Source organism: Tardiphaga sp. 709 (assembly GCF_032401055.1).
Lineage (GTDB): Bacteria > Pseudomonadota > Alphaproteobacteria > Rhizobiales > Xanthobacteraceae > Tardiphaga.
In genome coordinates this window covers 3,705,923-3,726,154 of record NZ_CP135529.1, presented here as the reverse complement: position 1 = coordinate 3,726,154, position 20,232 = coordinate 3,705,923, and the positions used below count along the sequence as shown (strand labels likewise).

At 60.6% G+C, this 20,232-nt stretch carries 24 protein-coding genes and 1 pseudogene; 12 read left to right on the top strand and 13 right to left on the bottom strand.

Translation table 11 applies throughout. The annotated features are described in order from the left end of the window. Nucleotides 1-14: 14 nt before the first annotated feature. Entirely contained in the window at nucleotides 15-473 is a 459-nt protein-coding gene (locus RSO67_RS18250; RefSeq protein WP_184512584.1) for a MarR family winged helix-turn-helix transcriptional regulator, read from the bottom strand. A gap of 160 nt (nucleotides 474-633) precedes the next feature. Between RSO67_RS18250 and RSO67_RS18245 the strand changes: the two genes are divergently transcribed. From RSO67_RS18245 to RSO67_RS18210, 8 genes and pseudogenes are all read left to right on the top strand, one after another. Beyond that, nucleotides 634-1,059: an organic hydroperoxide resistance protein gene (locus RSO67_RS18245; RefSeq protein ID WP_089266392.1), complete on the top strand. Its 426-nt coding sequence runs from the start codon at nucleotides 634-636 to the stop codon at nucleotides 1,057-1,059. 222 nt (nucleotides 1,060-1,281) lie between these two features. After that, a pseudogene (locus tag RSO67_RS18240) lies at nucleotides 1,282-2,489 on the top strand (CaiB/BaiF CoA transferase family protein). A 167-nt stretch (nucleotides 2,490-2,656) separates the two neighbouring features. Continuing rightward, the gene (ugpB, locus tag RSO67_RS18235; RefSeq protein ID WP_315839999.1) at nucleotides 2,657-3,970 is read left to right on the top strand and encodes a sn-glycerol-3-phosphate ABC transporter substrate-binding protein UgpB; all 1,314 of its coding nucleotides are present in this window, start codon (nucleotides 2,657-2,659) and stop codon (nucleotides 3,968-3,970) included. 106 nt (nucleotides 3,971-4,076) lie between these two features. After that, nucleotides 4,077-4,958: a sn-glycerol-3-phosphate ABC transporter permease UgpA gene (gene ugpA, locus RSO67_RS18230; RefSeq protein ID WP_315839998.1), complete on the top strand. Its 882-nt coding sequence runs from the start codon at nucleotides 4,077-4,079 to the stop codon at nucleotides 4,956-4,958. Further along, nucleotides 4,958-5,806: a sn-glycerol-3-phosphate ABC transporter permease UgpE gene (gene ugpE, locus RSO67_RS18225; RefSeq protein ID WP_315839997.1), complete on the top strand. Its 849-nt coding sequence runs from the start codon at nucleotides 4,958-4,960 to the stop codon at nucleotides 5,804-5,806. Before ugpA ends, ugpE begins: the two co-directional genes overlap by 1 nt. Nucleotides 5,807-5,812: 6 nt before the next feature. Next, nucleotides 5,813-6,910, top strand: coding sequence for a sn-glycerol-3-phosphate import ATP-binding protein UgpC (locus tag RSO67_RS18220; protein ID WP_315839996.1), 1,098 nt, complete (start codon nucleotides 5,813-5,815; stop codon nucleotides 6,908-6,910). A 158-nt stretch (nucleotides 6,911-7,068) separates the two neighbouring features. Next, entirely contained in the window at nucleotides 7,069-7,494 is a 426-nt protein-coding gene (locus RSO67_RS18215; protein WP_068730313.1) for an Hsp20 family protein, read from the top strand. A 92-nt stretch (nucleotides 7,495-7,586) separates the two neighbouring features. Next, nucleotides 7,587-7,853: a DUF1150 domain-containing protein gene (locus tag RSO67_RS18210; protein ID WP_315839995.1), complete on the top strand. Its 267-nt coding sequence runs from the start codon at nucleotides 7,587-7,589 to the stop codon at nucleotides 7,851-7,853. Nucleotides 7,854-7,983: 130 nt separating this feature from the next. Here RSO67_RS18210 and RSO67_RS18205 read toward each other — a convergent pair whose 3' ends face one another. Further along, on the bottom strand, nucleotides 7,984-8,235 hold the full coding sequence (locus tag RSO67_RS18205; protein ID WP_315839994.1) for a hypothetical protein: 252 nt from the start codon (nucleotides 8,233-8,235) through the stop codon (nucleotides 7,984-7,986). 162 nt (nucleotides 8,236-8,397) lie between these two features. On the opposite strand from RSO67_RS18205, the gene RSO67_RS18200 reads away from it, so the two are divergent. Both RSO67_RS18200 and RSO67_RS18195 read left to right on the top strand, forming a co-directional pair. After that, nucleotides 8,398-8,790, top strand: a complete 393-nt coding sequence (locus RSO67_RS18200; protein WP_315839993.1) for a hypothetical protein — start codon at nucleotides 8,398-8,400, stop codon at nucleotides 8,788-8,790. A gap of 32 nt (nucleotides 8,791-8,822) precedes the next feature. Then, nucleotides 8,823-9,350, top strand: a complete 528-nt coding sequence (locus tag RSO67_RS18195) for a hypothetical protein (protein WP_315839992.1) — start codon at nucleotides 8,823-8,825, stop codon at nucleotides 9,348-9,350. Nucleotides 9,351-9,461: 111 nt separating this feature from the next. On the opposite strand, the gene ptsN is transcribed toward RSO67_RS18195, so the two are convergent. The 7 genes from ptsN to RSO67_RS18160 form a co-directional block, all read right to left on the bottom strand. Further along, nucleotides 9,462-9,923 (bottom strand): PTS IIA-like nitrogen regulatory protein PtsN, encoded by a 462-nt coding sequence (gene ptsN, locus RSO67_RS18190; protein WP_089266376.1) that lies wholly within the window; start codon nucleotides 9,921-9,923, stop codon nucleotides 9,462-9,464. Between the two features lie 224 nt (nucleotides 9,924-10,147). Further along, nucleotides 10,148-10,753, bottom strand: a complete 606-nt coding sequence (gene hpf / locus RSO67_RS18185; RefSeq protein ID WP_089266375.1) for a ribosome hibernation-promoting factor, HPF/YfiA family — start codon at nucleotides 10,751-10,753, stop codon at nucleotides 10,148-10,150. Between the two features lie 59 nt (nucleotides 10,754-10,812). After that, complete coding sequence (gene rpoN, locus RSO67_RS18180) at nucleotides 10,813-12,489, bottom strand: RNA polymerase factor sigma-54 (RefSeq protein ID WP_315839991.1); 1,677 nt, start codon at nucleotides 12,487-12,489, stop codon at nucleotides 10,813-10,815. 90 nt (nucleotides 12,490-12,579) lie between these two features. Beyond that, on the bottom strand, nucleotides 12,580-13,596 hold the full coding sequence (lptB, locus tag RSO67_RS18175; RefSeq protein WP_315839990.1) for an LPS export ABC transporter ATP-binding protein: 1,017 nt from the start codon (nucleotides 13,594-13,596) through the stop codon (nucleotides 12,580-12,582). A 197-nt stretch (nucleotides 13,597-13,793) separates the two neighbouring features. Then, complete coding sequence (locus RSO67_RS18170; RefSeq protein WP_315839989.1) at nucleotides 13,794-14,474, bottom strand: LptA/OstA family protein; 681 nt, start codon at nucleotides 14,472-14,474, stop codon at nucleotides 13,794-13,796. Further along, a complete protein-coding gene (gene lptC / locus RSO67_RS18165; protein ID WP_315839988.1) occupies nucleotides 14,471-15,220 on the bottom strand; it encodes an LPS export ABC transporter periplasmic protein LptC in 750 nt (249 codons plus the stop codon). Before lptC ends, RSO67_RS18170 begins: the two co-directional genes overlap by 4 nt. 176 nt (nucleotides 15,221-15,396) lie before the next feature. Continuing rightward, nucleotides 15,397-16,011 carry a ribonuclease D gene (locus tag RSO67_RS18160; RefSeq protein ID WP_315839987.1) on the bottom strand — a complete coding sequence of 205 codons (615 nt, stop codon included), beginning with the start codon at nucleotides 16,009-16,011 and terminating at the stop codon, nucleotides 15,397-15,399. A 162-nt stretch (nucleotides 16,012-16,173) separates the two neighbouring features. On the opposite strand from RSO67_RS18160, the gene RSO67_RS18155 reads away from it, so the two are divergent. Beyond that, the gene (locus tag RSO67_RS18155; RefSeq protein ID WP_315839986.1) at nucleotides 16,174-17,010 is read left to right on the top strand and encodes an NYN domain-containing protein; all 837 of its coding nucleotides are present in this window, start codon (nucleotides 16,174-16,176) and stop codon (nucleotides 17,008-17,010) included. On the opposite strand, the gene RSO67_RS18150 is transcribed toward RSO67_RS18155, so the two are convergent. From RSO67_RS18150 to RSO67_RS18135, 4 genes are read right to left on the bottom strand one after another with little or no spacing between them, the layout of a single operon-like run. Further along, complete coding sequence (locus RSO67_RS18150; protein WP_315839985.1) at nucleotides 16,992-17,372, bottom strand: cupin; 381 nt, start codon at nucleotides 17,370-17,372, stop codon at nucleotides 16,992-16,994. The genes RSO67_RS18155 and RSO67_RS18150 overlap by 19 nt on opposite strands. Before the next feature lie 24 nt (nucleotides 17,373-17,396). Next, complete coding sequence (locus tag RSO67_RS18145; protein ID WP_315839984.1) at nucleotides 17,397-18,134, bottom strand: 4-hydroxyphenylacetate 3-hydroxylase C-terminal domain-containing protein; 738 nt, start codon at nucleotides 18,132-18,134, stop codon at nucleotides 17,397-17,399. A gap of 10 nt (nucleotides 18,135-18,144) precedes the next feature. Continuing rightward, the gene (locus RSO67_RS18140; protein ID WP_315839983.1) at nucleotides 18,145-18,897 is read right to left on the bottom strand and encodes a 4-hydroxyphenylacetate 3-hydroxylase N-terminal domain-containing protein; all 753 of its coding nucleotides are present in this window, start codon (nucleotides 18,895-18,897) and stop codon (nucleotides 18,145-18,147) included. A gap of 51 nt (nucleotides 18,898-18,948) precedes the next feature. Continuing rightward, nucleotides 18,949-19,479 (bottom strand): flavin reductase family protein, encoded by a 531-nt coding sequence (locus tag RSO67_RS18135; protein ID WP_210269356.1) that lies wholly within the window; start codon nucleotides 19,477-19,479, stop codon nucleotides 18,949-18,951. Nucleotides 19,480-19,681: 202 nt separating this feature from the next. Between RSO67_RS18135 and RSO67_RS18130 the strand changes: the two genes are divergently transcribed. Beyond that, complete coding sequence (locus tag RSO67_RS18130) at nucleotides 19,682-20,221, top strand: MarR family winged helix-turn-helix transcriptional regulator (RefSeq protein ID WP_158596735.1); 540 nt, start codon at nucleotides 19,682-19,684, stop codon at nucleotides 20,219-20,221. Nucleotides 20,222-20,232 lie beyond the last annotated feature (11 nt).

The following is a 20,232-nucleotide window of genomic DNA, read 5'->3' as shown; positions in this document are numbered from 1 at the left end:
ATCGACAGGCGGCGCTAATCCCCCAGCGCCGCGTTGAGCCTGTCGCGCAGCGCCACGAGTTCATTTTTCATCGCGGCCATTTCGCCGACCGTGCAGGCTGATGCCGCGAGGATTCCCTGCGGCACGGCCTTGGCTTTTTCACGCAGCGCCTGACCTTGCGCCGTCAATGCGATCAGCATCTGCCGCTCATCCTCTGCGCTGCGGGTGCGCTTGATCAGGCCAGCGGCTTCCAGGCGCTTCAACAGCGGCGTCAGCGTGCCGGAATCGAGAAACAGCCGCTCGCCTATATCCTTGACCGGGACATTATCGTGCTCCCACAGCACCAGCATCGCCAGATATTGCGGATAGGTCAGCTTCAATCGGTCCAGCAACGGTTTGTAGACGCGATTGAACGCATGGCCGGTCGAATAGACGGCAAAGCAGAGCTGGTTATCGAGTTGCAGCAGCGGAACAGGTGCGGGTTTCTTGGCCATGATGATCTCCGGAGCTTATTTGGCCACAGGTGACGCCAGACCCCAACCCCTTCACGATCAGTTGAGCACAATTCGATTGCGTCGCGCATTTTTTGTATTGCACACAATCTAATTGTGCGCAATTATAATTGGGCAAGATGCAAACAATGAGGAGACGACAATGTCTGTGAACGTACTTTACAAGACCAGCGCCAAGGCAACCGGTGGCCGCGATGGCCATGCCGCAACCCTCGATGGCGCGCTCGACGTCAAGCTCACCACGCCGAAGGAACTCGGCGGCGCAGGCGGCGCCGGCAACAATCCCGAGCAGCTGTTCGCGGCCGGCTATGCTGCCTGTTTCATCGGCGCGATGAAATTCGTGGGCTCGCAGGGCGGCCCCAAGGTGCCCGCGGATGTGTCGGTCACCTCCACCGTAGGCATCGGCCCGCGTTCGGCCGGCGGTTTCGGCCTCGATGTCGAACTCGCGGTCTCCCTGCCGGGTCTGGCGCGCGCAGAAGCTGAAGCGCTGGTCGAGAAGGCGCATCAGGTCTGCCCGTATTCCAACGCCACCCGCGGCAATATCGACGTCCGCACCGTGATCGTCTGAGTCACAGCGACGCAAACGAATTAACTCTCGATACGAACGGGCTCGGCCATCGGCCGAGCCCGTTCGCGTTCGTCTGGCGGTTGCGCCATACCCTCGCTCTGGCCATAGCCGCTGCCCGGACAAGGCCATTGCTGACCAGCCGGAAGCCCGCTAGCTCTGAGAGCCCTTACATGCTCTCTGGCATAAAAATATCCCAACGACACTTGAGAGAAGGCTGATTGAATGAGCTTGCCCATAGCTCCCGGCGCGATTGCCGGCCTGCGCGTGATCGATCTGTCGCGCGTTCTTGGCGGACCCTATTGCACCCAGATCCTGGCCGACCACGGCGCTGACGTCGTCAAGGTCGAGCCGCCGGCCGGCGACGAGACTCGCGACTGGGGCCCCCCTTCCACGACGACGACGCGGCCTATTTCATCGGCACCAACCGCAACAAGCGCTCGATCGGTCTCGACCTCGCCTCCGAGGGCGGCCGCACGGTGCTGATGCGGATGCTCGAAAATGCCGACGTGATGATTGAGAACTTCAAGCCCGGCACGCTCGACAAATGGGGCATCGGCAACGATTTCCTGCGCGAGAAATTCCCGCAGTTGATCCATTGCCGCATCTCGGGCTTCGGCGGCGATGGCCCGCATGGCGGCCACCCCGGCTATGACGCGATCATCCAGTCGATGGTCGGTCTGATGGCATCGACCGGCTCACAGGAAAGCGGCCCGACCCGCATCGGCGTCGCGCTCGTCGACATGGCGACCGGTCTCTATGCCTGCGTCGGCATCCTGATGGCGCTCGCCGAGCGTGCCAAATCGGGGCTCGGTCAATTCGTCGAGGCGACGCTGTACGAAACCGGTCTCGCGATCATGCATCCGCATACCGCGAACTATTTCTACAATGGCGGTAAGCCGCCGGCGCTGACCGGCAACGAGCATCCGAACCTGGTGCCCTATGCCGTGTTCGCTGCCCGCGACGGCAACATCTTCATGGGCGTCGGCAATGACGGCACCTTCCGCAAGCTGTGCCGTGAACTTGGCAAGCCGGAACTCGGCACGGACGTGCGCTTCGCACGCAACCGTGACCGCGTGCAGAATCGCGATGCGCTGCGTGCCGAGCTGGAAGCGATCCTGAAGGATCACGATAGCGCACCGCTGTGCGAGCGTCTGCTTGGCGCCGGCCTCCCCGCCGGTCCGGTGCAATCGATCGACAAGGCGCTCGCCAATGCGCACACGAAGCATCGCGGCGATATCATCGAGAAGGACTGGTACAAGGGCGTTGCCTCGCCGGTCCGCTTCGATCGCACCAAAGCGAGCCTGCGCCACGTGCCGCCGAAGTTCAACGAGCACTTCAACGAGATCCTCACGGAGTTCGGCTACTCCGGCGATGAGATCAAGGAGCTGGTCGCCAAAGGAACCGTGAGCGGCTCCGAGCGCAAGCGATAAGGACAACACGGGGCTGCGCGATCCGCAGCCCCGCTCGTCTTCGACTTTTTGCGGCTTCCCAACGCCGCCATTTCCCGCCTAGCATCCGCGCTGTCAAAATGTCGCATGCACGTCATCCGACGCAGCTTTGTTGCAACGAGACGATGACGGCTAACGGGAGAAACTGAATGATCCGCCGCAAATTCGCACTTGCCACTTTGTTCGCATCCTCGCTGGCGCTTGCTTCGCCCGCGCAGGCGGTGACCGAGATCCAGTGGTGGCACGCGATGACCGGCGGCAACAACGACATCGTCAACAAGCTCGCGGCTGACTTCAATGCCAGCCAACCGGACTACAAGGTGGTCCCGACCTTCAAGGGCAGCTATCCCGACACCATGAATGCCGGCATCGCAGCATTCCGCGCCGGCACCGCACCGCACATCCTGCAGGTCTTCGAGGTCGGCACCGCGACCATGATGAGCGCCAAGGGCGCCGTCAAACCTGTCTACCAGTTGATGAAGGATGCGGGCGAGCCGTTCGATCCAAACAACTATCTACCCGCGATCACCGGCTACTATTCGACATCGAAGGGCGAAATGCTGTCGTTTCCCTTCAACTCGTCGTCGATGGTGATGTGGGTCAATCTGGATGCGCTGAAAAAGGCCAACATTGCCGAGATTCCCAAGACCTGGCCCGAAGTGTTCGAGGGCGCCAAGAAGCTCAAGGCGGCCGGCTATGCGACCTGCGGCTTCTCCAATGCCTGGGCGACCTGGGCCAATATCGAGCAGTTCTCGGCATGGCACAACGTGCCGATCGGTACCAAGGCGAATGGACTCGACGGATTCGACACTGAGCTGAAATTCAATTCGCCACTGCATGTCAAGCATCTGCAGACGCTGATCGAATTGCAGAAGGACAAGACCTACGATTATTCCGGTCGCGCCAATGCCAGCGAGAGTCGCTTCGGCTCCGGCGAATGCCCGCTCTTTATGACCTCCTCGGGCTATTACGCGACGGCGAAGGGCACCGCTAAATTCGCCTTCACCTCGGCGCCGATGCCTTACTACCCCGAAGCTACCGGCGCGCCGCAGAATTCGATCATCGGCGGCGCTTCGCTATGGGTGATGGGCGGCAAGAAGCCCGACGAATACAAGGGCATCGCGAAATTCTTCAGCTTCCTGTCCGACACAGATCGTCAGGCCAAGCTGCATCAGGAGTCAGGCTATCTGCCGATCACCAAGGCCGCCTATGAAAAGACCAAGGCCGACGGTTTCTATGACAAGAACCCAATCCTGCAGACCCCGCTGAAGGAGCTGACCAACAAGGAGCCGACCGAAAATTCGCGCGGCCTGCGGTTCGGCAACATGGTGCAACTGCGAGATATCTGGTCCGAAGAGATCGAGGCTGCGCTGGGCGGCCAGAAAACGGCACAACAGGCACTCGACACCGCCGTGAGCCGCGGCAACGCCATGTTGCGGACCTTCGAAAAGACTGCGAAGTAGTCTTCAAGCGGACGCTGTCGTTGCCCGGCCTCGCGCGCAATTGCGTGCTTGGACCGGGCGATGACATGAGCAGAATGAGGCTGCTTTCTGGGGCACGACGAACTGCATGGAAAAGTCCGCGGTCTTCAAGGGTAAGCTGCTGCCATATTTGTTGCTCGTGCCGCAGCTGATCATCACCCTAGTGTTTTTCTACTGGCCGGCCAGCCAGGCCGTCTGGCAATCGTTCCTGCGCGAGGACGCGTTCGGCCTGAACTCGGAGTTCATCGGGCTGGAGAACTATCAGACGCTGCTGGCCCAGCCGGAATACTACAAGGCAATGGCAACGACCGTGGTGTTCTCGTCGCTCGTCGCCGCGCTGTCGCTGTCGATCGCGCTGCTGTTCGCCACCCAGGCCGACAAGAATCTGAAAGCCGCACCGACCTTCAAGGTCATGATGATCTGGCCCTATGCGGTGGCTCCCGCGGTCGCCGGCGTGCTGTGGCTGTTCATCTTCCACCCGACGCTCGGCACCATGGCACGGCCGCTGCGCCTGATGGGCTTCAACTGGAATCCAATGTTGAACGGCAACCACGCTATGGCGCTCGTCGTCATGGCCGCGGTGTGGAAGCAGATCGCCTATAATTTCCTGTTCTTTCTGGCCGGTCTGCAGGCGATCCCGCGCAGCGTACTGGAGGCCGGGGCGATTGATGGTGCCGGACCATATCGACGGTTCTGGACGATCACCTTCCCGCTGCTGTCGCCGACCACGTTCTTCCTGCTGGTCGTCAATGTCGTCTATGTGTTTTTCGACACCTTCGGCATCATCGACGCCGTCACGGGTGGTGGGCCGGCCGGGGCGACGACCACCATGGTCTACAAGGTCTATGCCGACGGCAGGCTCGGCGGCGACCTCGGTGGATCGGCAGCGCAATCGGTGATCCTGATGGTGATCGTGATCGCGCTCACGGCCATCCAGTTTCGTTATGTCGAGCGCAAGGTGCAGTACTGATGGTCGAGCACCGCCGCTGGAACGACATCCTCGCTTACGCGATCCTGACGCTCGGCGTATTCATCGTCGTGTTCCCGGTCTATGTCGCGCTGATCGCCTCGACCCATGACGCAGCAACGGTGGTCAACGGCAACATGCCGATGCTGCCGGGCAGTCATACGCTGGAGAACTACTACCGCGCGATTTTCGTCGGCGGCTCGCGCGCCAGCCGCGAGCCGGTCGGCCACATGCTGATGAACTCGTTCGTCATGGCAATGGGCATCGCGCTCGGCAAGATCATGATCTCGATCCTCTCCGCCTATGCGGTGGTATATTTCCGTTTTCCGTTCCGCCAGACCGCGTTCTGGATCATCTTCGTCACGCTGATGCTGCCGGTCGAGGTCCGTATCTATCCGACCTACAAGGTGATCGCCGATCTGAAGATGCTCGACACCTATGCCGGGCTCATCCTGCCGCTAATCGCATCAGCCACCGGCACGCTGCTGTTTCGCCAGTTCTTCATGACCGTCCCCGATGAATTGCTCGAAGCCTCGCGCATTGACGGCGCCGGTCCCTTTCGCTTTTTCAAGGATACGCTGCTGCCGCTGTCGGTCACGACGATGGCGGCACTGTTCGTGATCCAGTTCATCTATGGCTGGAACCAGTATCTGTGGCCGCTGCTGATCACGACGCAGGAATCGATGCAGACCATCGTCACCGGCATCAAGAAGATGCTGACGACGACGGATGAACTCGCCGAATGGCAGCTCGCGATGGCGACAGCGATCCTTGCGATGGTGCCGCCTGTCGCCGTCGTGGTGTTCATGCAGCGGCTGTTCGTGCGCGGCCTGGTCGAGACGGAGAAGTAAATTCAGATGGCCAATGTTTCGCTGCGCAACGTCCGCAAGACCTATCCCGGCGGCTTCGAGGCCATCAAGGGCATCGATTTCGAAATCGGTGACGGCCAATTCTGCGTGCTCGTCGGGCCAAGCGGCTGCGGCAAGTCAACCTTGCTGCGCATGGTTGCCGGCCTCGAAACCATCACTTCCGGCGAGGTCGATATTGGCGGCCGTATCGTCAACGAGATCGAGCCGGCGGATCGCGACATCGCCATGGTGTTCCAGAACTACGCGCTTTATCCGCATATGAGCGTCTACAACAACATGGCTTATGGCCTGCGCAACAGGGGTATGCCGAAGCCGGAGATCGATACGCGCGTGCGCGAAGCCGCGCAGACGCTCGAACTCGCCGGCATGCTCGATCGCAAGCCCAGACAATTGTCCGGCGGGCAGCGCCAGCGCGTTGCCATGGGCCGCGCCATCGTCCGGCAGCCGAAAGTGTTCCTGTTCGACGAACCACTGTCGAATCTCGACGCCAAGCTGCGCGTCGCCATGCGGGTCGAAATCCGCAAGCTGCAACGTCGCCTGAAGACGACCTCGATTTACGTCACCCATGACCAGCTGGAGGCGATGACGCTGGCCGATATTCTGGTGGTGATGAATGGCGGCCAGGTCGAGCAGATCGGCAGTCCCCTCGATATCTACCGCAAACCGGCGACCACTTTCGTCGCTTCCTTCATCGGCGCGCCCCCGATGAACCTGATCAAGCTGAGCGGCGATGAGATCCGTGCACAGTTCGCCGGCGACAGCCGCAGCGCTGCCGAGGCCGGTATACTGGGCGTCCGGCCGGAAGACCTTGCAATCTCCGGCGAGGCGGCAGCTGACGGCGGCATCACGCTGAACCTGACGGTCGAGGCCATCGAGCGGGTGGGCGCGGAAACCTTCGTCTATGGCACCCGGGCGCGGGCCGAGAAGGCCGTCAGCGCCACGCCAGGCGAGCTGCCCGAGGGCGAGGTCATCGTGCGTATCCCCGGCCAGGATGCCCCGGCCATCGGTGCTTCGATCCGCGCCACGGCTTCCCCCGACAAACTGCACCTGTTCAGCGCTAACGGCCGCAACCGGATCGATATCTGATCGGTTTCAAGGCCTTAGTAACGGTTTCCCTGCAATTTAGAGGTGCTTGAACCGGGCTTTGGCATGCCCATATTGTTGATTGACCGGTTGGCAGAGTGCCGATTGGCCAGGGGTGCCGTAAGGGCCCCTCAAAGTCGCTTCGAGAGGGCTTTGTAGGTATGTCTCGTGTTCCTTCGTTATCTAGTCCGTTCCTTTTGGGATTCGACGAGATTGAGCGTGCGCTCGATCGCGTCGTCAAAGGCGCAGACGGTTATCCTCCTTACAACATCGAGCGGTGCGACCGTAACAATGGTCAACCCGAACGCCTGCGGATCACGCTGGCGGTCGCAGGTTTCACTCGCGATCAGCTCGATGTGACCACCGAGGAAAACCAGCTCGTGATCCGGGGCCGCCAGCAGGACGACAAGACTCGGCAATACATCCATCGCGGCATCGCCGCGCGCCACTTCCAGCGCACTTTCGTGCTGGCAGAGGGGATGCTGGTGCTGGGTGCGGATCTAAAGAACGGGTTGTTGTCGATTGATCTGGCCAGGCCTGAGCCTGAAAGGGTCATTAAGACAATCGCTATCAATGAACACGAATAATGCATGACGCGACAAACTGATCAGGTCATGCATCCTGAGTGTGGAACGAGTAGCGGACTCGACCGCTTGATCTCATAGAAGGAGTCGAGACGATGACTGAAGTTGTTACGATCAATGAAAACGCCGCCGTCACCACCGAAGCATTGGCGCATCTGGGCGAAGGTATGATCGCCTATGTGAAGCCGGTTCGCTCGGAAGATGTGCCGGGACTGTTTCCGCAAGCGCCGTTGATTGCGCCGGGCCTGCAGCTGTTTGCGCTGCATGCCGCCGACGGTACACCGATCATGCTCACCGACAGCCGCGAAGCGGCGATCGCGAATGCATGGAGCCAAGAATTGCAGGCAGTCAGCGTTCACTGACGCGAACTCGCCAGGATGCAGACGTCAGGATACGCGGCGACAGCCGCGTATCCCAATGTCGAGTATCCCAGCGTCCAAACGACGATCCTCACGCGCAGGCGCTCGGCTTGCATGACGCGGTAACCCGTCGTCAATATCGTGAGCACACCATCAGACGCAATCGATTCGCACGCGACCACTCATCCGCTGCGCCATCTGAAAAACTGATCCCCCCATCAATAGCAATCCGGATATCCGACGCGATGGCATCATCGCGCCTGATATTTGCTGCCGTTTCACAGAAGGAAATGGTGACCACGCATTCACCATGACTTGCGAAAATCTGGTCATGTTGAGATTCGAGGTCGCCATGAATGGATCGACACAAGCCCAGATCGTTCAAATCGAAGACCTGCTGCGGAGCGTCAGTGCAACAGTCACCGCCCCAGAGGTAAAGGTGGCTGCGCCAAGCCGCTCTTGGAGTTTCGATAGTCGGCCGGTGATCGCAGCCTGTTTCTCGCTCTTCGTTTTTGCACCGGGCTGCGCTGCGGCCGCCGTGTTCCTGATGCGCGCCGATGGCACCGTCCCTCCCGTCATCGCGCCCGACCGCAACCTGCCTTTCGTGGCCAAGTCAGACCGCTTGCCGCTTGGGCAATGGAGCATCGAGGCAGTTCAGAGCCTCGACACTCTAAATAACGCACACCTTGCGACGACCGCTGCACTCGCAGATCCCGTATTTCTCTCACCAATCCTGATCCGCGGCAGCCTCGAGGACGGCACGCTCACGACCTTCGCCGAGGCTGCGGTCATGCCGGGGCCAATCATGCTGCCGTCAAAGCCGCGGGTGAAGCGTGACGTCCAGCGCTCCAAGTCGCTCAAACTCGTCGCCGAAATCGCTCAACCCGAGCCGCAACAACCAACCTTCTTCGAAAAGCTGTTCGGACGACGTTTCAACTAACCCAATTACTCTTCTCACAAGCGAGGAACACAATGCAGAACAGTGCCGCGATGAACTCGGACGTCAAAGCCCTCCTCACTTTGCTGCTGCTGAAGACCGGAACCAGTTCGTCGGAAATTCACAACGCTCTGCAGCTTGCTGCCGCATCGCGGGTGATGATGGCGGAAGAGCATGCCAATCCGATCCGCATGCAGGGCACAGAAGCCTCGGGCAGCAACGTTGCCAAGCTTCGTCCCGTAGCCGCCCTCAACGTTCCTGAAACGTCAGCGGCGGTGCGACGCATGAAGCAGAGCGCAGAGGCCATGAATTCCGACGTCAAGGCGCTGCTGACGCTGCTGCTGCTCAAGAGCGGCGCGGATTCCAATCAGATCCAGACAGCACTGCGGATGGCAGCCTCATCGCGCGCAGCTGCCGCAGCAGAAGAAGCAGAATCGGTCCGTGCCGAAACGCAGGCCGAAGCTGACTCTGCAGCCATGAACGAGATCGTATCGATCACCGCGCGGCAGGCGGTACGCAACGAGTCGCTTGCTCCAATCCCGGCCAAGGAATTCGCGGCGTAAGTTGGCGAGGCCAACCAGCCTTCCATCCCCACGCAAGCAGGGATCTGGTTGGGAGTAGGAGAATCGCCCGGTCCAGCCGGGCGCTTCCAGCATAAGCTGCGGGTGAGATGGTTAGGCGGCTGTCGCTGGCGGCAAAGCGAGCACCGAATAGATCGCCTGCGCGTCACGGGAGGCACGCAGTTTCTTGGCGACGTCCTGATCGCGCAGCAGACGTGCGATCCGCGCCAGCGCCTTCAGATGATCGGCGCCCGCACCTTCCGGCGCCAGCAGCAGAAACACCAGATCGACCGGTTGACCGTCCATGGCCTCGAAATCGATCGGACGATCGAGGCGCGCAAACAGGCCGAACAGCTTGTCAAGCTTCGGCAACTTGCCATGCGGAATGGCAACGCCATAGCCCACGGCCGTCGTGCCGAGCTTCTCACGCTGCAACAGTACCTCGAAAATGGCGCGGTCGTTCTGACCGGTGAGCGCGGAAGCGCGCGCAGCGAGCTCCTGCAGCGCCTGTTTCTTGCTGTTGACCTTCAACGCCGGGATTATCGCCTCGGGCGCGACCAGATCGGTAATCGTCATTGACCGTTCCGAGGATGTTTGACCGTCAGCGGGTAGTTAGAACCAAAACCGGCAGCGTCAAGAAAGACTGGAAAGGGACATCGTCCCCTGTGATGGAAAACGCGCCGGGCGCGAACGCCCGGACGTACTCTAGCACCGGAACCCCCCATGCGAAATCCATTGACCGGTATAACCCTGTCAAAGGCGGCGGACCATAGGGAGGGGCCGTTTGGGCGTCAATGCCGTCAGGACGGTTTAACCACCGGTGGATCGACCCAACCCACGTTACCATCGCCCCGGCGGTACACGATATTCACCCGACCGGTACTTCCATGCAGGAATAGCACGACGGCCGCGCCGGTGAAATCAAGTTCCATGACAGCTTCGCTCACCGAGAACCGCTTCAGCGACCTGGTCGATTCGGCAATGATGACCGGATCGTAGCCGCTGTCGGCATCGCCCTCATGATCGGGCGCCTCAAGGATGTAGCTCGGCGCATCCAAAGTCGGGGCCGTGAGTTCGGCCATCGCCTGATTTTCAGCATGCGTCTTGCGCGCAGAACGATCCTTCAGCCGGCTCTTGTAGCGACGCAAACGCTTCTCGATCTGAAGCAGCGCCTGATCGGCGCTGGCGTAAGCATCCGCTGCATTGGAGTCCGCTTCGAGCGTAATTCCGGAATCAAGATGCAACGCACAATCTGTGCGGAAGCCGAAGCCGTCTTTGCTTAGCGTGATGTGACCGGAATAGTTGCCATCGAAATATTTGCGAAGGACCTCATCGGTCCGTTCGCTCACGCGGCCTCGCAAAGCGTCTCCGACATTGATGCTTTTTCCCGAGATACGAAGGGTCATGCTGATGCCTCGATTCTTCTGCCTTGAACCGACAGTATCCCGTTTCCACGGGAGTGCAATCAAGCTGGTGCAGTGTCGCGGGATCGGTCGGGTGTCCTATCGGACGGAGTGGTGGGTGCCGTGAGTGCATTGCCGAGCATACTCTGCTTGTCGCGGCGGCGCTGGACCGAAGACGGGATACGCATGGCTTCACGGTATTTGGCAACGGTACGGCGCGCGATATCAATTCCGGCTTCGCGCAAGCGTTCCACGATCGTGTCGTCCGAAAGAATAAGAGAAGGACTTTCTCCATCAATCAATTGCTTGATGTGATGTCGCACCGCTTCCGCCGAATGCGCTTCGCCACCATCAGCCGACGCGATCGACGCCGTAAAGAAGTATTTCAATTCAAAGCTGCCGCGATTTGTCGCCATGTATTTATTGGCGGTAACGCGCGACACCGTCGATTCATGCATTTGAATGGCATCAGCAACCGCCTTGAGATTCAGCGGCCGCAGATGCGCAACACCCTGCGTGAAGAAGCCATCCTGTTGCCGAACGATCTCGGTCGCAACCTTCAGGATAGTACGCGCGCGCTGATCAAGCGCACGCACCAGCCAGGTCGCGTTCTGTAGACAATCAGTGAAGTACGACTTGTCACCATCCTTGCGGATCGTTTTCGACAGCTCGGAATAATAAACCTGGTTCACGAGAACGCGCGGCAGCGTGTCACTGTTCAACTCGACATGCCAGCCGCCATCGGGACCCGGCCGTACATAAACATCAGGCACCACGGTCTGCGTCCGCGCCGAGCCAAACTTCAGACCGGGCTTCGGATCGAGCCTGCGAATCTCGCCGATCATGTCGGTCAGATCTTCGTCGTCGACGCCGCAGATTTTTCTGAGATTGCCGATATCGCGCTTGGCAAGGAGATCGAGATGCTCGACCAGTGCTTGCATCGCGGGGTCGTAGCGGTTCTGTTCACGCAACTGGATTGCGAGACATTCGCTAAGGCTGCGCGCGCAGACCCCCGGCGGGTCGAATTTCTGCAGCGCGCCGAGAACGCTTTCGACATCGTCAAGAGAGGCGCCCAGCCGCTCATGCACGTCGCCGAGATCTTGCGGCAGGTAGCCGGCTTCATCAACGAGATCGATCAAATACTGACCAATCATGCGCTGCGCGGGCGACGAGAACGCCACCGCGAGCTGTTCGGCGAGATGGCTGCCGAGCGTCACTTCCGCGGCAACGAAGGCCTCGAGATTGTAGCTGTCGTCGTTGGAAGCGCCGCCACCCCATTCGGTATAGGCGGTCGGGGCAGCGTCTTGTGCGCTGCGTGCGGCGGCTTCGGCCGGCTCTTCGGAGAAGACGTTGTCCAGCCCGGTATCCAGGGTCTGTTCGATCTCGGCGCGGGTGCCGAGCTCCCGGTTCATCCACTCGTCGGGCGCCGGCGCATCGAAGCTGTCGCCGCCTGTACGATCGGAAAAATCGGAATGGTCGCCACCATCGTCGTGGCCGGAGGCATAGCCCGCCTCGTCCTGGCTCGAAAACTCGCTGCGCTCGGGGCTGGCCTCGCCGGCCACCGGCGGCTCAGGACCGTCGCTGGCGCGTTCCAACAGCGGATTGCGCTCCAGTTCATCTTCGACAAAGGTTGCGAGATCGAGATTCGACAGCTGCAGCAGCTTGATGGCCTGCATCAACTGCGGCGTCATCACCAGCGACTGGGATTGCCGGAACTCTAGTCTCTGCGTCAGCGCCATGGAGGCAAAAACCGATCCAAAAGTTGGTCCGTTTCTTGCTTATCTCTTTCCCGGCCTGATGTACACGGCTTGACGAATTGTAAATTTGGTCTAGAGGCGGAATTCCTCGCCAAGGTAAAGGCGACGCACGTCCGGGTCAGCCACGATCTCCTCAGGAGATCCTTCCGTCAGGATTTCACCAGCATAGACGATGTAGGCGCGGTCTGTCAGCCCCAGCGTTTCGCGCACGTTGTGGTCCGTGATGAGCACGCCGATGCCGCGATTGGTTAGGTGACGCACCAGGTCCTGAATATCTCCCACCGCAATCGGGTCGATGCCGGCAAAGGGCTCGTCGAGCAACATGTAATTCGGCCGCGTCGCCAGCGCGCGCGCAATTTCAACGCGGCGGCGCTCACCGCCGGACAGCGCGATCGACGGCGACTTGCGCAGTCTCTGGATGTTGAACTCTTCGAGCAGCCCGTCGAGCTCGCGCTCGCGCTTCTTGCGGCTGGGCTCGACGACTTCCAGCACCGCACGAATGTTCTGCTCGACCGTGAGGCCGCGGAAAATCGAGGCTTCCTGCGGCAGATAGCCAATGCCGAGGCGCGCACGCTGATACATCGGCAGCTGGGTGACGTCGTGGCCGTCAAGCTCAATGGCGCCGCTGTCGGGCTTGATCAGGCCGGTGATCATGTAGAACACCGTGGTCTTGCCGGCGCCGTTCGGTCCGAGCAGACCGACGGCCTCGCCGCGGCGAACATAGATGCTGACGCCGCGGGTGACCTGGCGTGAACCGAAGCTTTTTTTGACGTTATGGACGGCCAGATAGCCTGCACGCGGGGTCGCTTTTGGCGCGGCAGCGCCGTTGGTTCTCGGCCGCGGCGGCACCTTGTCCGGACGGCGGGCTGGCGCAGGCTGCGGGGCGCGCGGCGCCTCCGCCCGGGCCTGCGGAACCTGGGGCGTATCGGCCGGGGCGGTGCGCGCCAGTGGCGGCGCCTCACGGCTGGGATTGCCCAGCATGTCGCCCATGCTGTCGCCGAGCGCCGTAATGTCGACCGGCGACCGCGCAAAACCCTGCGGACCGCGTTTTGGAGCGCGCCGACGGAACATGCCGAGGAAATCAACCATTCGCGCTTCGATCAGCCTTTAAACGTCATCCGCGCCAGGTCGCGGCATGTTCGATCACTGGGAACAGCATGGCGGACTAGATGTCCCTTGCCCAGCCGAACGCCAAGCCTTCCATGTCGATTAAAACAATGGCGATAACGGGTTACGCAGCTAGATTCAACCGGATCGGGCTCGTCCATATCGGCAAACCCTTCGAGTTACTTGGGTTTTCCGCCTCCAGGCCCGGGTATGATCGAGGTCGGGCCACCGCCACCCTTCTGGCCGGACGACTCGAACATGCCTTGGACCCTGCCACTGTTGGATTCAACGCGTGAAGTACCCGTGGTCATATCCACGGTCAGACGATCGCCGCGCAGCACATTCTTGCCCTGGGTGAGCACAACATTGCCCTGCATGGTGACGAGATTGGTCCGGGTGTCGAACACCGCCGTCTCGCCGGTGACGACCTGGTCTTTTTGGGTGACGATGACGCCGCCGCGCGCTTCAAGCCGCTTGATCGCCGACGAGCCACCCGGGCCCGGCTGCGCAGCCTTGATCGGTGCCTTGGGCGCAGCCTTGGCCGCCGGCTCGTTCGCGGAGCCACCGCCGTCATAGAAGACCACGAGAGTCTTCGACTTCATCGTGGTGTCGCCCTGGACGACCTTCACATCGCCTGCGAAGGTCGCTTCCTTCTTCTTGTCGCGCATTTCCAGCGATGCGGCCTCGATCTGAATGGGCTGATCGCGATTCTGTGAGAAGCCCTGCATGGCATTCGGCACACCCTGCACCGCGCTCTGCGCATGTGCATCGGCTGTCAAAGCCAGCAGGAGCACGGCGATCGCAGCGGCGGTCACCCCGCGGAATCGGACATTACTGACGGGAAAAATCATCACATTCATTTCGCGTTGGCGCGCTTGCCGTTGGCGGCCCGCGGTTTCGCGGGCTCCGGCGCGACTTCGGGCTCTGCCGCGGTCTCAGGCTGAGCCGAAGCATCCGGCGAAGGCGGGTCCATTTTCAGGTTCATCGAAACACCGCCCTCGAACCGAACCAGCTCACCATGTTCCGTGATGCGCATCCGTTGCCCGAGCAGAGTGCCGTTGAGAAGTTTGACGTCGACCGGCTCGTCCGACGTGACGGTGCCATTGGCAATATCAATGTTCGCCTGAGTCAGCCGGGCTTCGTAGCCGGTCGTCGTTTGCAGGAAAACGTCCTGGTACAGATAAAGCATCTGCGCCTTCGAATTGAACTTCCCGGTACGGGCATCCATCGTCATCGTCGACTTGTCTTCCATCATCACCTTGGCGCGCAAGGTTGTCAGTTCGACATTGTCGGGATCCGTCAGATCCTGCGTCGCGGCCTTGGCCCATAGCTCATATGGCCGCCCGTCCGGCGAGAAACCGGCCAGATGCGGCGTCTCCATAGTGATTTTGGTCCCCGAAACGACCAGATTGCCCATGTCGAGCGGCAATTTGGCGAGGATCCGGAACGGATTGAAGATCGACACACCGACAATTGCCGCCATCGACAGGATCACGACAGCAGGGACAGCAATCCGCAGCAGACGCACCAGACGGCTATGGCGTGCCGCGGCCCTGAACCGCGCATCCATGCCCGCCTGATAGCTGGGAATCTGAACTGAACTCACCGTCGCTCCAACGGGCCATGCCGAAAAGGGCCACACCGAAAGGCCTGCCAAACCGGCGCCAGTCTACGCTGAAATGCACCGGTTTGCAGCCCCGCCCCACCAGAACGAGGAGTATGACCGAAACGCGGCGGGAGGGACCCTGGACTGTTTCAGAAAGTCACTTCGCCGCAGGCCGGTCACGAATGAGCGAAAATGTCCTCGTTTTCCCAACCCGAAAGGTCGAGTTTGGCCCGGGTCGGAAGGAAGTCGAAACAAGCCTGCGCCAGTTCGGTGCGGGCTTCGCGCGCCAGCATGACGTTCAGCCGCTCGCGCAGCCCATGCAGATGCAGCACGTCCGACGCCGCATAGGATAGCTGGGCCTCGCTGAGGGTCTGACTGCCCCAATCGCTCGACTGCTGCTGCTTCGACAGATCGACGCCCAGGACTTCACGGACCAGATCCTTGAGACCATGCCTGTCGGTATAGGTGCGGCACAGGCGGGAGGCGATCTTGGTGCAATAGACCGGCTCGGGCATGACGCCGAGCGCGTTGTAGAGAGCGGCGAGATCGAACCGCGCAAAGTGAAAGATCTTGGTCACCTTGGGATCGCCGAGCAGCTTCTTCAGGTTCGGCGCATCCGTGTGGCCCATCGGAATCTGCACGACATCGGCACTTCCATCGCCGGGCGAGAGCTGCACCACGCATAGTCGGTCGCGATGCGGATTGAGACCCATGGTCTCGGTGTCGATCGCAACTGAATCGGTGTAGCGGCTCAGATCTGGCAGATCGCCACGATGCAGGCGGATGGTCATGGTCTCAATTGCCTCTTTCAGCGCCCGCGATTCGCGGGATTTGGGTGACTTTACCGCGCAATGGCCGGGCTGACGAGAGATACGCTCCCTCAGGTATGTTTCGCTTGCAGCAAAAAGCTGACAGACTGAGCGGGCCATTCATCCAGCGGGCAGAGGTTGCAGATGAACGTCGCACAGCAGCGTTTGCCCCGTTTCGCAGTCCTGATCGATGCCGACAACACGTCCCCGCAGATCGCCGGAGGCTTGTTCGAGGAAATCTCCAAATTTGGCGAAGCCAGCGTTCGCCGGATCTACGGCGACTTCTCAAGTCCGCAGCTCAGATCCTGGGCCGACATCCTGCAAAAACACGCCATCGATCCTTATCAGCAGTTCGCCTACACGAAGGGCAAGAACTCATCCGACATCGCGCTGGTGATCGACGCGATGGACCTGCTGCATAGCGGGCGGTTCGACGGCTTTTGCCTGGTGTCCTCCGACAGCGACTTCACACGTCTCGCCTCACGGCTGCGCGAGCAAGGCGCTGACGTCTACGGCTTCGGCACGCGGAAAACACCCGAGAGTTTTCGGCAGGCGTGCCGGCGCTTCATCTATACGGAGAACCTGAGACCCGAACGCGCGACGGCAAGCACGGAGCAACCATCCAAGCCGGCAGCTTTGCAAAGCCCCACTGCCGCAGTTCCCATTCTGGAAAAGGTGGTATCCCAACTGAGCAACGAAGACGGCTGGGTCAATCTGGACCGGGTTGGAGAACAACTTCCGAACACCGTGTCCGACTTTGACGTCCGCACCTACGGCTTCAAGAAGCTGAGCGACCTGGTGCGCAAAATGGAGACATTCGAGGTCGGAGAGGGCTCGACCGGACGTTTGCGACTTCGGATCAAACCGAAGACGGCCACGCCGGCCGAGGAGAAACCTTCCGAAGAAGCAGCGGTCGCGCCACGAAGAAAGCGCGCCGCCATCAGGAGAAGGCGCGAAACGGCTCAGGCCGGGTCGAAATAGTGGATTTCCATCAACACGCAGCCGCCAACCGACTTGAACGGGCCGTGATAGGCGCCGGGCGGACGGCAGGCATAGGTGTTCGGCTTGAAGGACTCGCCGCCATTGCCCTGCTTGTCATTGCCGACGATCAGGTCGCCGGTGAACAGGAACACTTCTTCCCAATATTCGTGCACGAACGGCTCGGTAGTGTAGACGCCCGGCTCGAAGCGCAGCAGGCGGGTGCGGCTGCCACGCCTGGTCACTTCGTCGAGCGCCCCCGACAGGATCTTCTGCTGGATGCCTGCCGGATAGCCCGCGGGCGTCTCCCATCCCGAAGACATATCGACGGTACGGAATTCATCGTGAAGTTTATTGATGGCCATGGTCAGTGTTCCTGAGGGGACAGATCAAGCGACAGCGCGCGGCGAGGCAGCCGGCGCCGTTGAGGTGGAGACTTCATCGGCAAGGTCATAGCTGGACAGCATCTTGTCGAGCAACGCCGCCGATTTCATCCAATCATAAGTCCGGAATGCATGGCCCTTGGTGACGAAGGTCGCGCCCGCAAAAAACATCTCGTATTGCGAGTGACGCGAGGCGAATTCGGAGCCGACCGCATCCCAGGCCAGCTTGTAAAACTTGACCTTCTCGGTCGCGCTGGCGGCAGGGGACTGCTGGGTCTTGCCGATCAGACGCGCCAATTCAGGATTGGCGAAGTCCTTCACCGAGGACGGCAGCATGATCATGCCGCCGCCAGCGAGTTCGCGCAGGGTGTTGATGACCTTGGAATAGAGCTGCTGGGTGAGGACCTGTGCCGAATACAGCATCGCCCGGTCCGGCACGTAATAGGCGCCGCGCTGGGTGCCCTTGGTCTCCATCGCGACGACGAAGGCTTCGACCATCGACACTTCGGCTGCGAGCTGGCCGAGCATTTCCTTGACCTGCGGGAAGCCACTGATGCCGTTGGTCTCGGCGGTCCGATGCGCGATCCCGATCAGGAAGCGCAGCTTCACCGAGAGCCGGATCATGGCCTGATAGTTCTGATACACATGCGCCGGGGTCGCATGGAACTGCTTCTGGCACATCGCGATGTCATCGACGATGAACACGCGATCCCAAGGCACCTTCACGTCGTCGAAGTACAGCACGGCATCGTTTTCATCGAGAGCGACTCGACAGCGGATTGTCGAACACCGACGGCGATGCGGCTTCATAGGACTTACGTGACAGAACCTTCAGACCCTTGGTGTTCATCGGAACCGCGAAAGACACCGCGTATTTCTCGTCGCCGGGCTGCAGCGGCTGGATACAGGTGACGAACACCTCGTTGGCCATGATGCCGCCGGTGGCCAGCATCTTGGCACCACGGATCGTCAGGCCCTCGGCATCGCGCGACACCACGCCTGCTGACAGGAACGGATCGGCCTGCTCGGCCGCGCTCTTGGAGCGGTCGGCCTGCGGGTTGATGATTACATAAGTGAGGTAGAGGTCGTTGTCGCGAGCGTAGCGATAGTAATCCGCCAGCGCCTTGGCGCGATCCTTGTTGTAGGCCTCGAAGACTTCGACGCCCATATACATACCAGCGATGCAGGAGGCGACGTGATCCGGCGCGCGGCCCATGAAGCCGGCATGCAGCTCGGTCCAGGCTTCCAGCCCGCGGCGGCGATTGACCAGCGCATCATAGCTGCCGGGCAATTCCCAGATCCGGTTGGCGCGGGTGCCGGTTTCGGTCTCGAAAGTCATCAGCTCGCGATTTTCCGGCGCGCTCTGGAAATCGAACATCCGTCCGATCGAAGCCACCGCCCCCCGGAACGCCGGATGGGTGGTCACGTCATCCACCAGCTCGCCATCGAGATAGATTTCACGGCCGTCGCGCAGGCTCGCGATGTGCTGTTCGCCGGTCTTGATCATGGGTTGCCTCGATCACTTTCAGTCATGGGTAGCATTTTCAGGTGCGTTATTTCAGTAGTGCATCGGCAGCGGCCATTCCGGGCTGCGCTCGGTACTTGCAAGGCTGCGATAGGCCCCACGGAAGAAGACCAACGGCTCGTTGGCCGGATAGGCGCTGAACTTCACCACCCGGCCGACGAAGATCACATGGTCCCCGCCGTCATATTGCGCGTATGGCGCACATTCGAAGTGTGCGAGCGCGCCGGCGATCAGGGGCGCCGCCTCATGGCCCAGCGTATGTTCGACCGCCGCCCACTTGTCGCCGAGCGCCCTGGCGAACTTGTTCGACAGATGCTCCTGATCGCGGCCGAGGATATTCACGGCATAGCCCTTGGCCTCGGTCATCGCCTTGAGGCTGAAGGCCTTGCGGTCGATCGAGAACAGGATCAGCGGTGGGTCCACCGAGACCGAGTTGAACGAACTCATGGTCAAGCCGATCGCCTGGCCATCAGCCGCTTCGGCCGTGATTACGGCGACGCCGGTGGCAAACTGTCCGAGCGCCTGTCGGAAGGCGCGGGGATCCACGTCCGCAGTGGCGCCCATGGTCATCTCCTGATCGCGAAACCTGAACGACGCGCATTAGCTTTATAACAAAGCTATATTATCGAACGAAAGCTCGCGCTGTCAAGCATGGCTGGCCCGCTATCAAAACGCACTGGTTCCAACTTGTTTGTGCGTAACGCCGCCGCTATACGACTCATAGGTGTGCGGGGACCTGATGGCGATTAAGAGCAAATCACGTAAAATGAAGGTAGAACCGACGATTTCGCGGCCACAATTGATGGTCGACGGATCGGATCGGGCTTTCCGTCAATTTGTCCATGACACATTGGCGTTTTCGGCGCGGCTTCAGGCTGTGCGCGGGCAACTCGGCGCAGTGATCGGCCTGTCCGGCACGCAATACACCGTGCTGATCGCCATTGCTCATTTGAGCGGCACGGATGAGAAGATCGGCGTCAATCAGGTTGCCGAGCACCTGCACTTCAGCGGCGCGTTCATTACGATCGAGATCAACAAGCTGGTATCAAACGGCCTTGTTGAAAAAGAGACCGATGAGGAAGACCGCCGCCGCGTCATTCTGACCATCACGCCGAAAGCGCGCGCGCTGCTCAATGAATTGGCACCCGTTCAGCGTCCGGTGAACGATATGCTGTTTCGCAGCATGTCGGCTGCGGATTTCGAGCGAACGCGCAAGTTGATGTCGGAGATGGTGGACGCCGCCGACGAGGCGATTCGGCTGCTGGATTACAACGCACCGGCATCGGTCGCCCGGCAGACCAAATAACCCACCGTTTG

Coding starts and splice junctions, on each gene's coding strand:
- RSO67_RS18140 (WP_315839983.1), bottom strand. CDS start 18,897: ATGATCAAGACCGGCGAACAGCACATCGCGAGCCTGCGCGACGGCCGT.
- lptB (WP_315839990.1), bottom strand. CDS start 13,596: ATGGTTGATTTCCTCGGCATGTTCCGTCGGCGCGCTCCAAAACGCGGT.
- RSO67_RS18160 (WP_315839987.1), bottom strand. CDS start 16,011: ATGACCATCCGCCTGCATCGTGGCGATCTGCCAGATCTGAGCCGCTAC.
- RSO67_RS18215 (WP_068730313.1), top strand. CDS start 7,069: ATGTCTCGTGTTCCTTCGTTATCTAGTCCGTTCCTTTTGGGATTCGAC.
- ugpE (WP_315839997.1), top strand. CDS start 4,958: ATGGTCGAGCACCGCCGCTGGAACGACATCCTCGCTTACGCGATCCTG.
- RSO67_RS18130 (WP_158596735.1), top strand. CDS start 19,682: ATGAAGGTAGAACCGACGATTTCGCGGCCACAATTGATGGTCGACGGA.
- ugpA (WP_315839998.1), top strand. CDS start 4,077: ATGGAAAAGTCCGCGGTCTTCAAGGGTAAGCTGCTGCCATATTTGTTG.
- RSO67_RS18250 (WP_184512584.1), bottom strand. CDS start 473: ATGGCCAAGAAACCCGCACCTGTTCCGCTGCTGCAACTCGATAACCAG.
- RSO67_RS18170 (WP_315839989.1), bottom strand. CDS start 14,474: ATGAATGTGATGATTTTTCCCGTCAGTAATGTCCGATTCCGCGGGGTG.
- RSO67_RS18150 (WP_315839985.1), bottom strand. CDS start 17,372: ATGGCCATCAATAAACTTCACGATGAATTCCGTACCGTCGATATGTCT.
- RSO67_RS18135 (WP_210269356.1), bottom strand. CDS start 19,479: ATGGGCGCCACTGCGGACGTGGATCCCCGCGCCTTCCGACAGGCGCTC.
- rpoN (WP_315839991.1), bottom strand. CDS start 12,489: ATGGCGCTGACGCAGAGACTAGAGTTCCGGCAATCCCAGTCGCTGGTG.
- ugpB (WP_315839999.1), top strand. CDS start 2,657: ATGATCCGCCGCAAATTCGCACTTGCCACTTTGTTCGCATCCTCGCTG.
- RSO67_RS18210 (WP_315839995.1), top strand. CDS start 7,587: ATGACTGAAGTTGTTACGATCAATGAAAACGCCGCCGTCACCACCGAA.
- RSO67_RS18220 (WP_315839996.1), top strand. CDS start 5,813: ATGGCCAATGTTTCGCTGCGCAACGTCCGCAAGACCTATCCCGGCGGC.
- ptsN (WP_089266376.1), bottom strand. CDS start 9,923: ATGACGATTACCGATCTGGTCGCGCCCGAGGCGATAATCCCGGCGTTG.
- RSO67_RS18195 (WP_315839992.1), top strand. CDS start 8,823: ATGCAGAACAGTGCCGCGATGAACTCGGACGTCAAAGCCCTCCTCACT.
- hpf (WP_089266375.1), bottom strand. CDS start 10,753: ATGACCCTTCGTATCTCGGGAAAAAGCATCAATGTCGGAGACGCTTTG.
- RSO67_RS18200 (WP_315839993.1), top strand. CDS start 8,398: ATGCGCGCCGATGGCACCGTCCCTCCCGTCATCGCGCCCGACCGCAAC.
- RSO67_RS18155 (WP_315839986.1), top strand. CDS start 16,174: ATGAACGTCGCACAGCAGCGTTTGCCCCGTTTCGCAGTCCTGATCGAT.
- RSO67_RS18245 (WP_089266392.1), top strand. CDS start 634: ATGTCTGTGAACGTACTTTACAAGACCAGCGCCAAGGCAACCGGTGGC.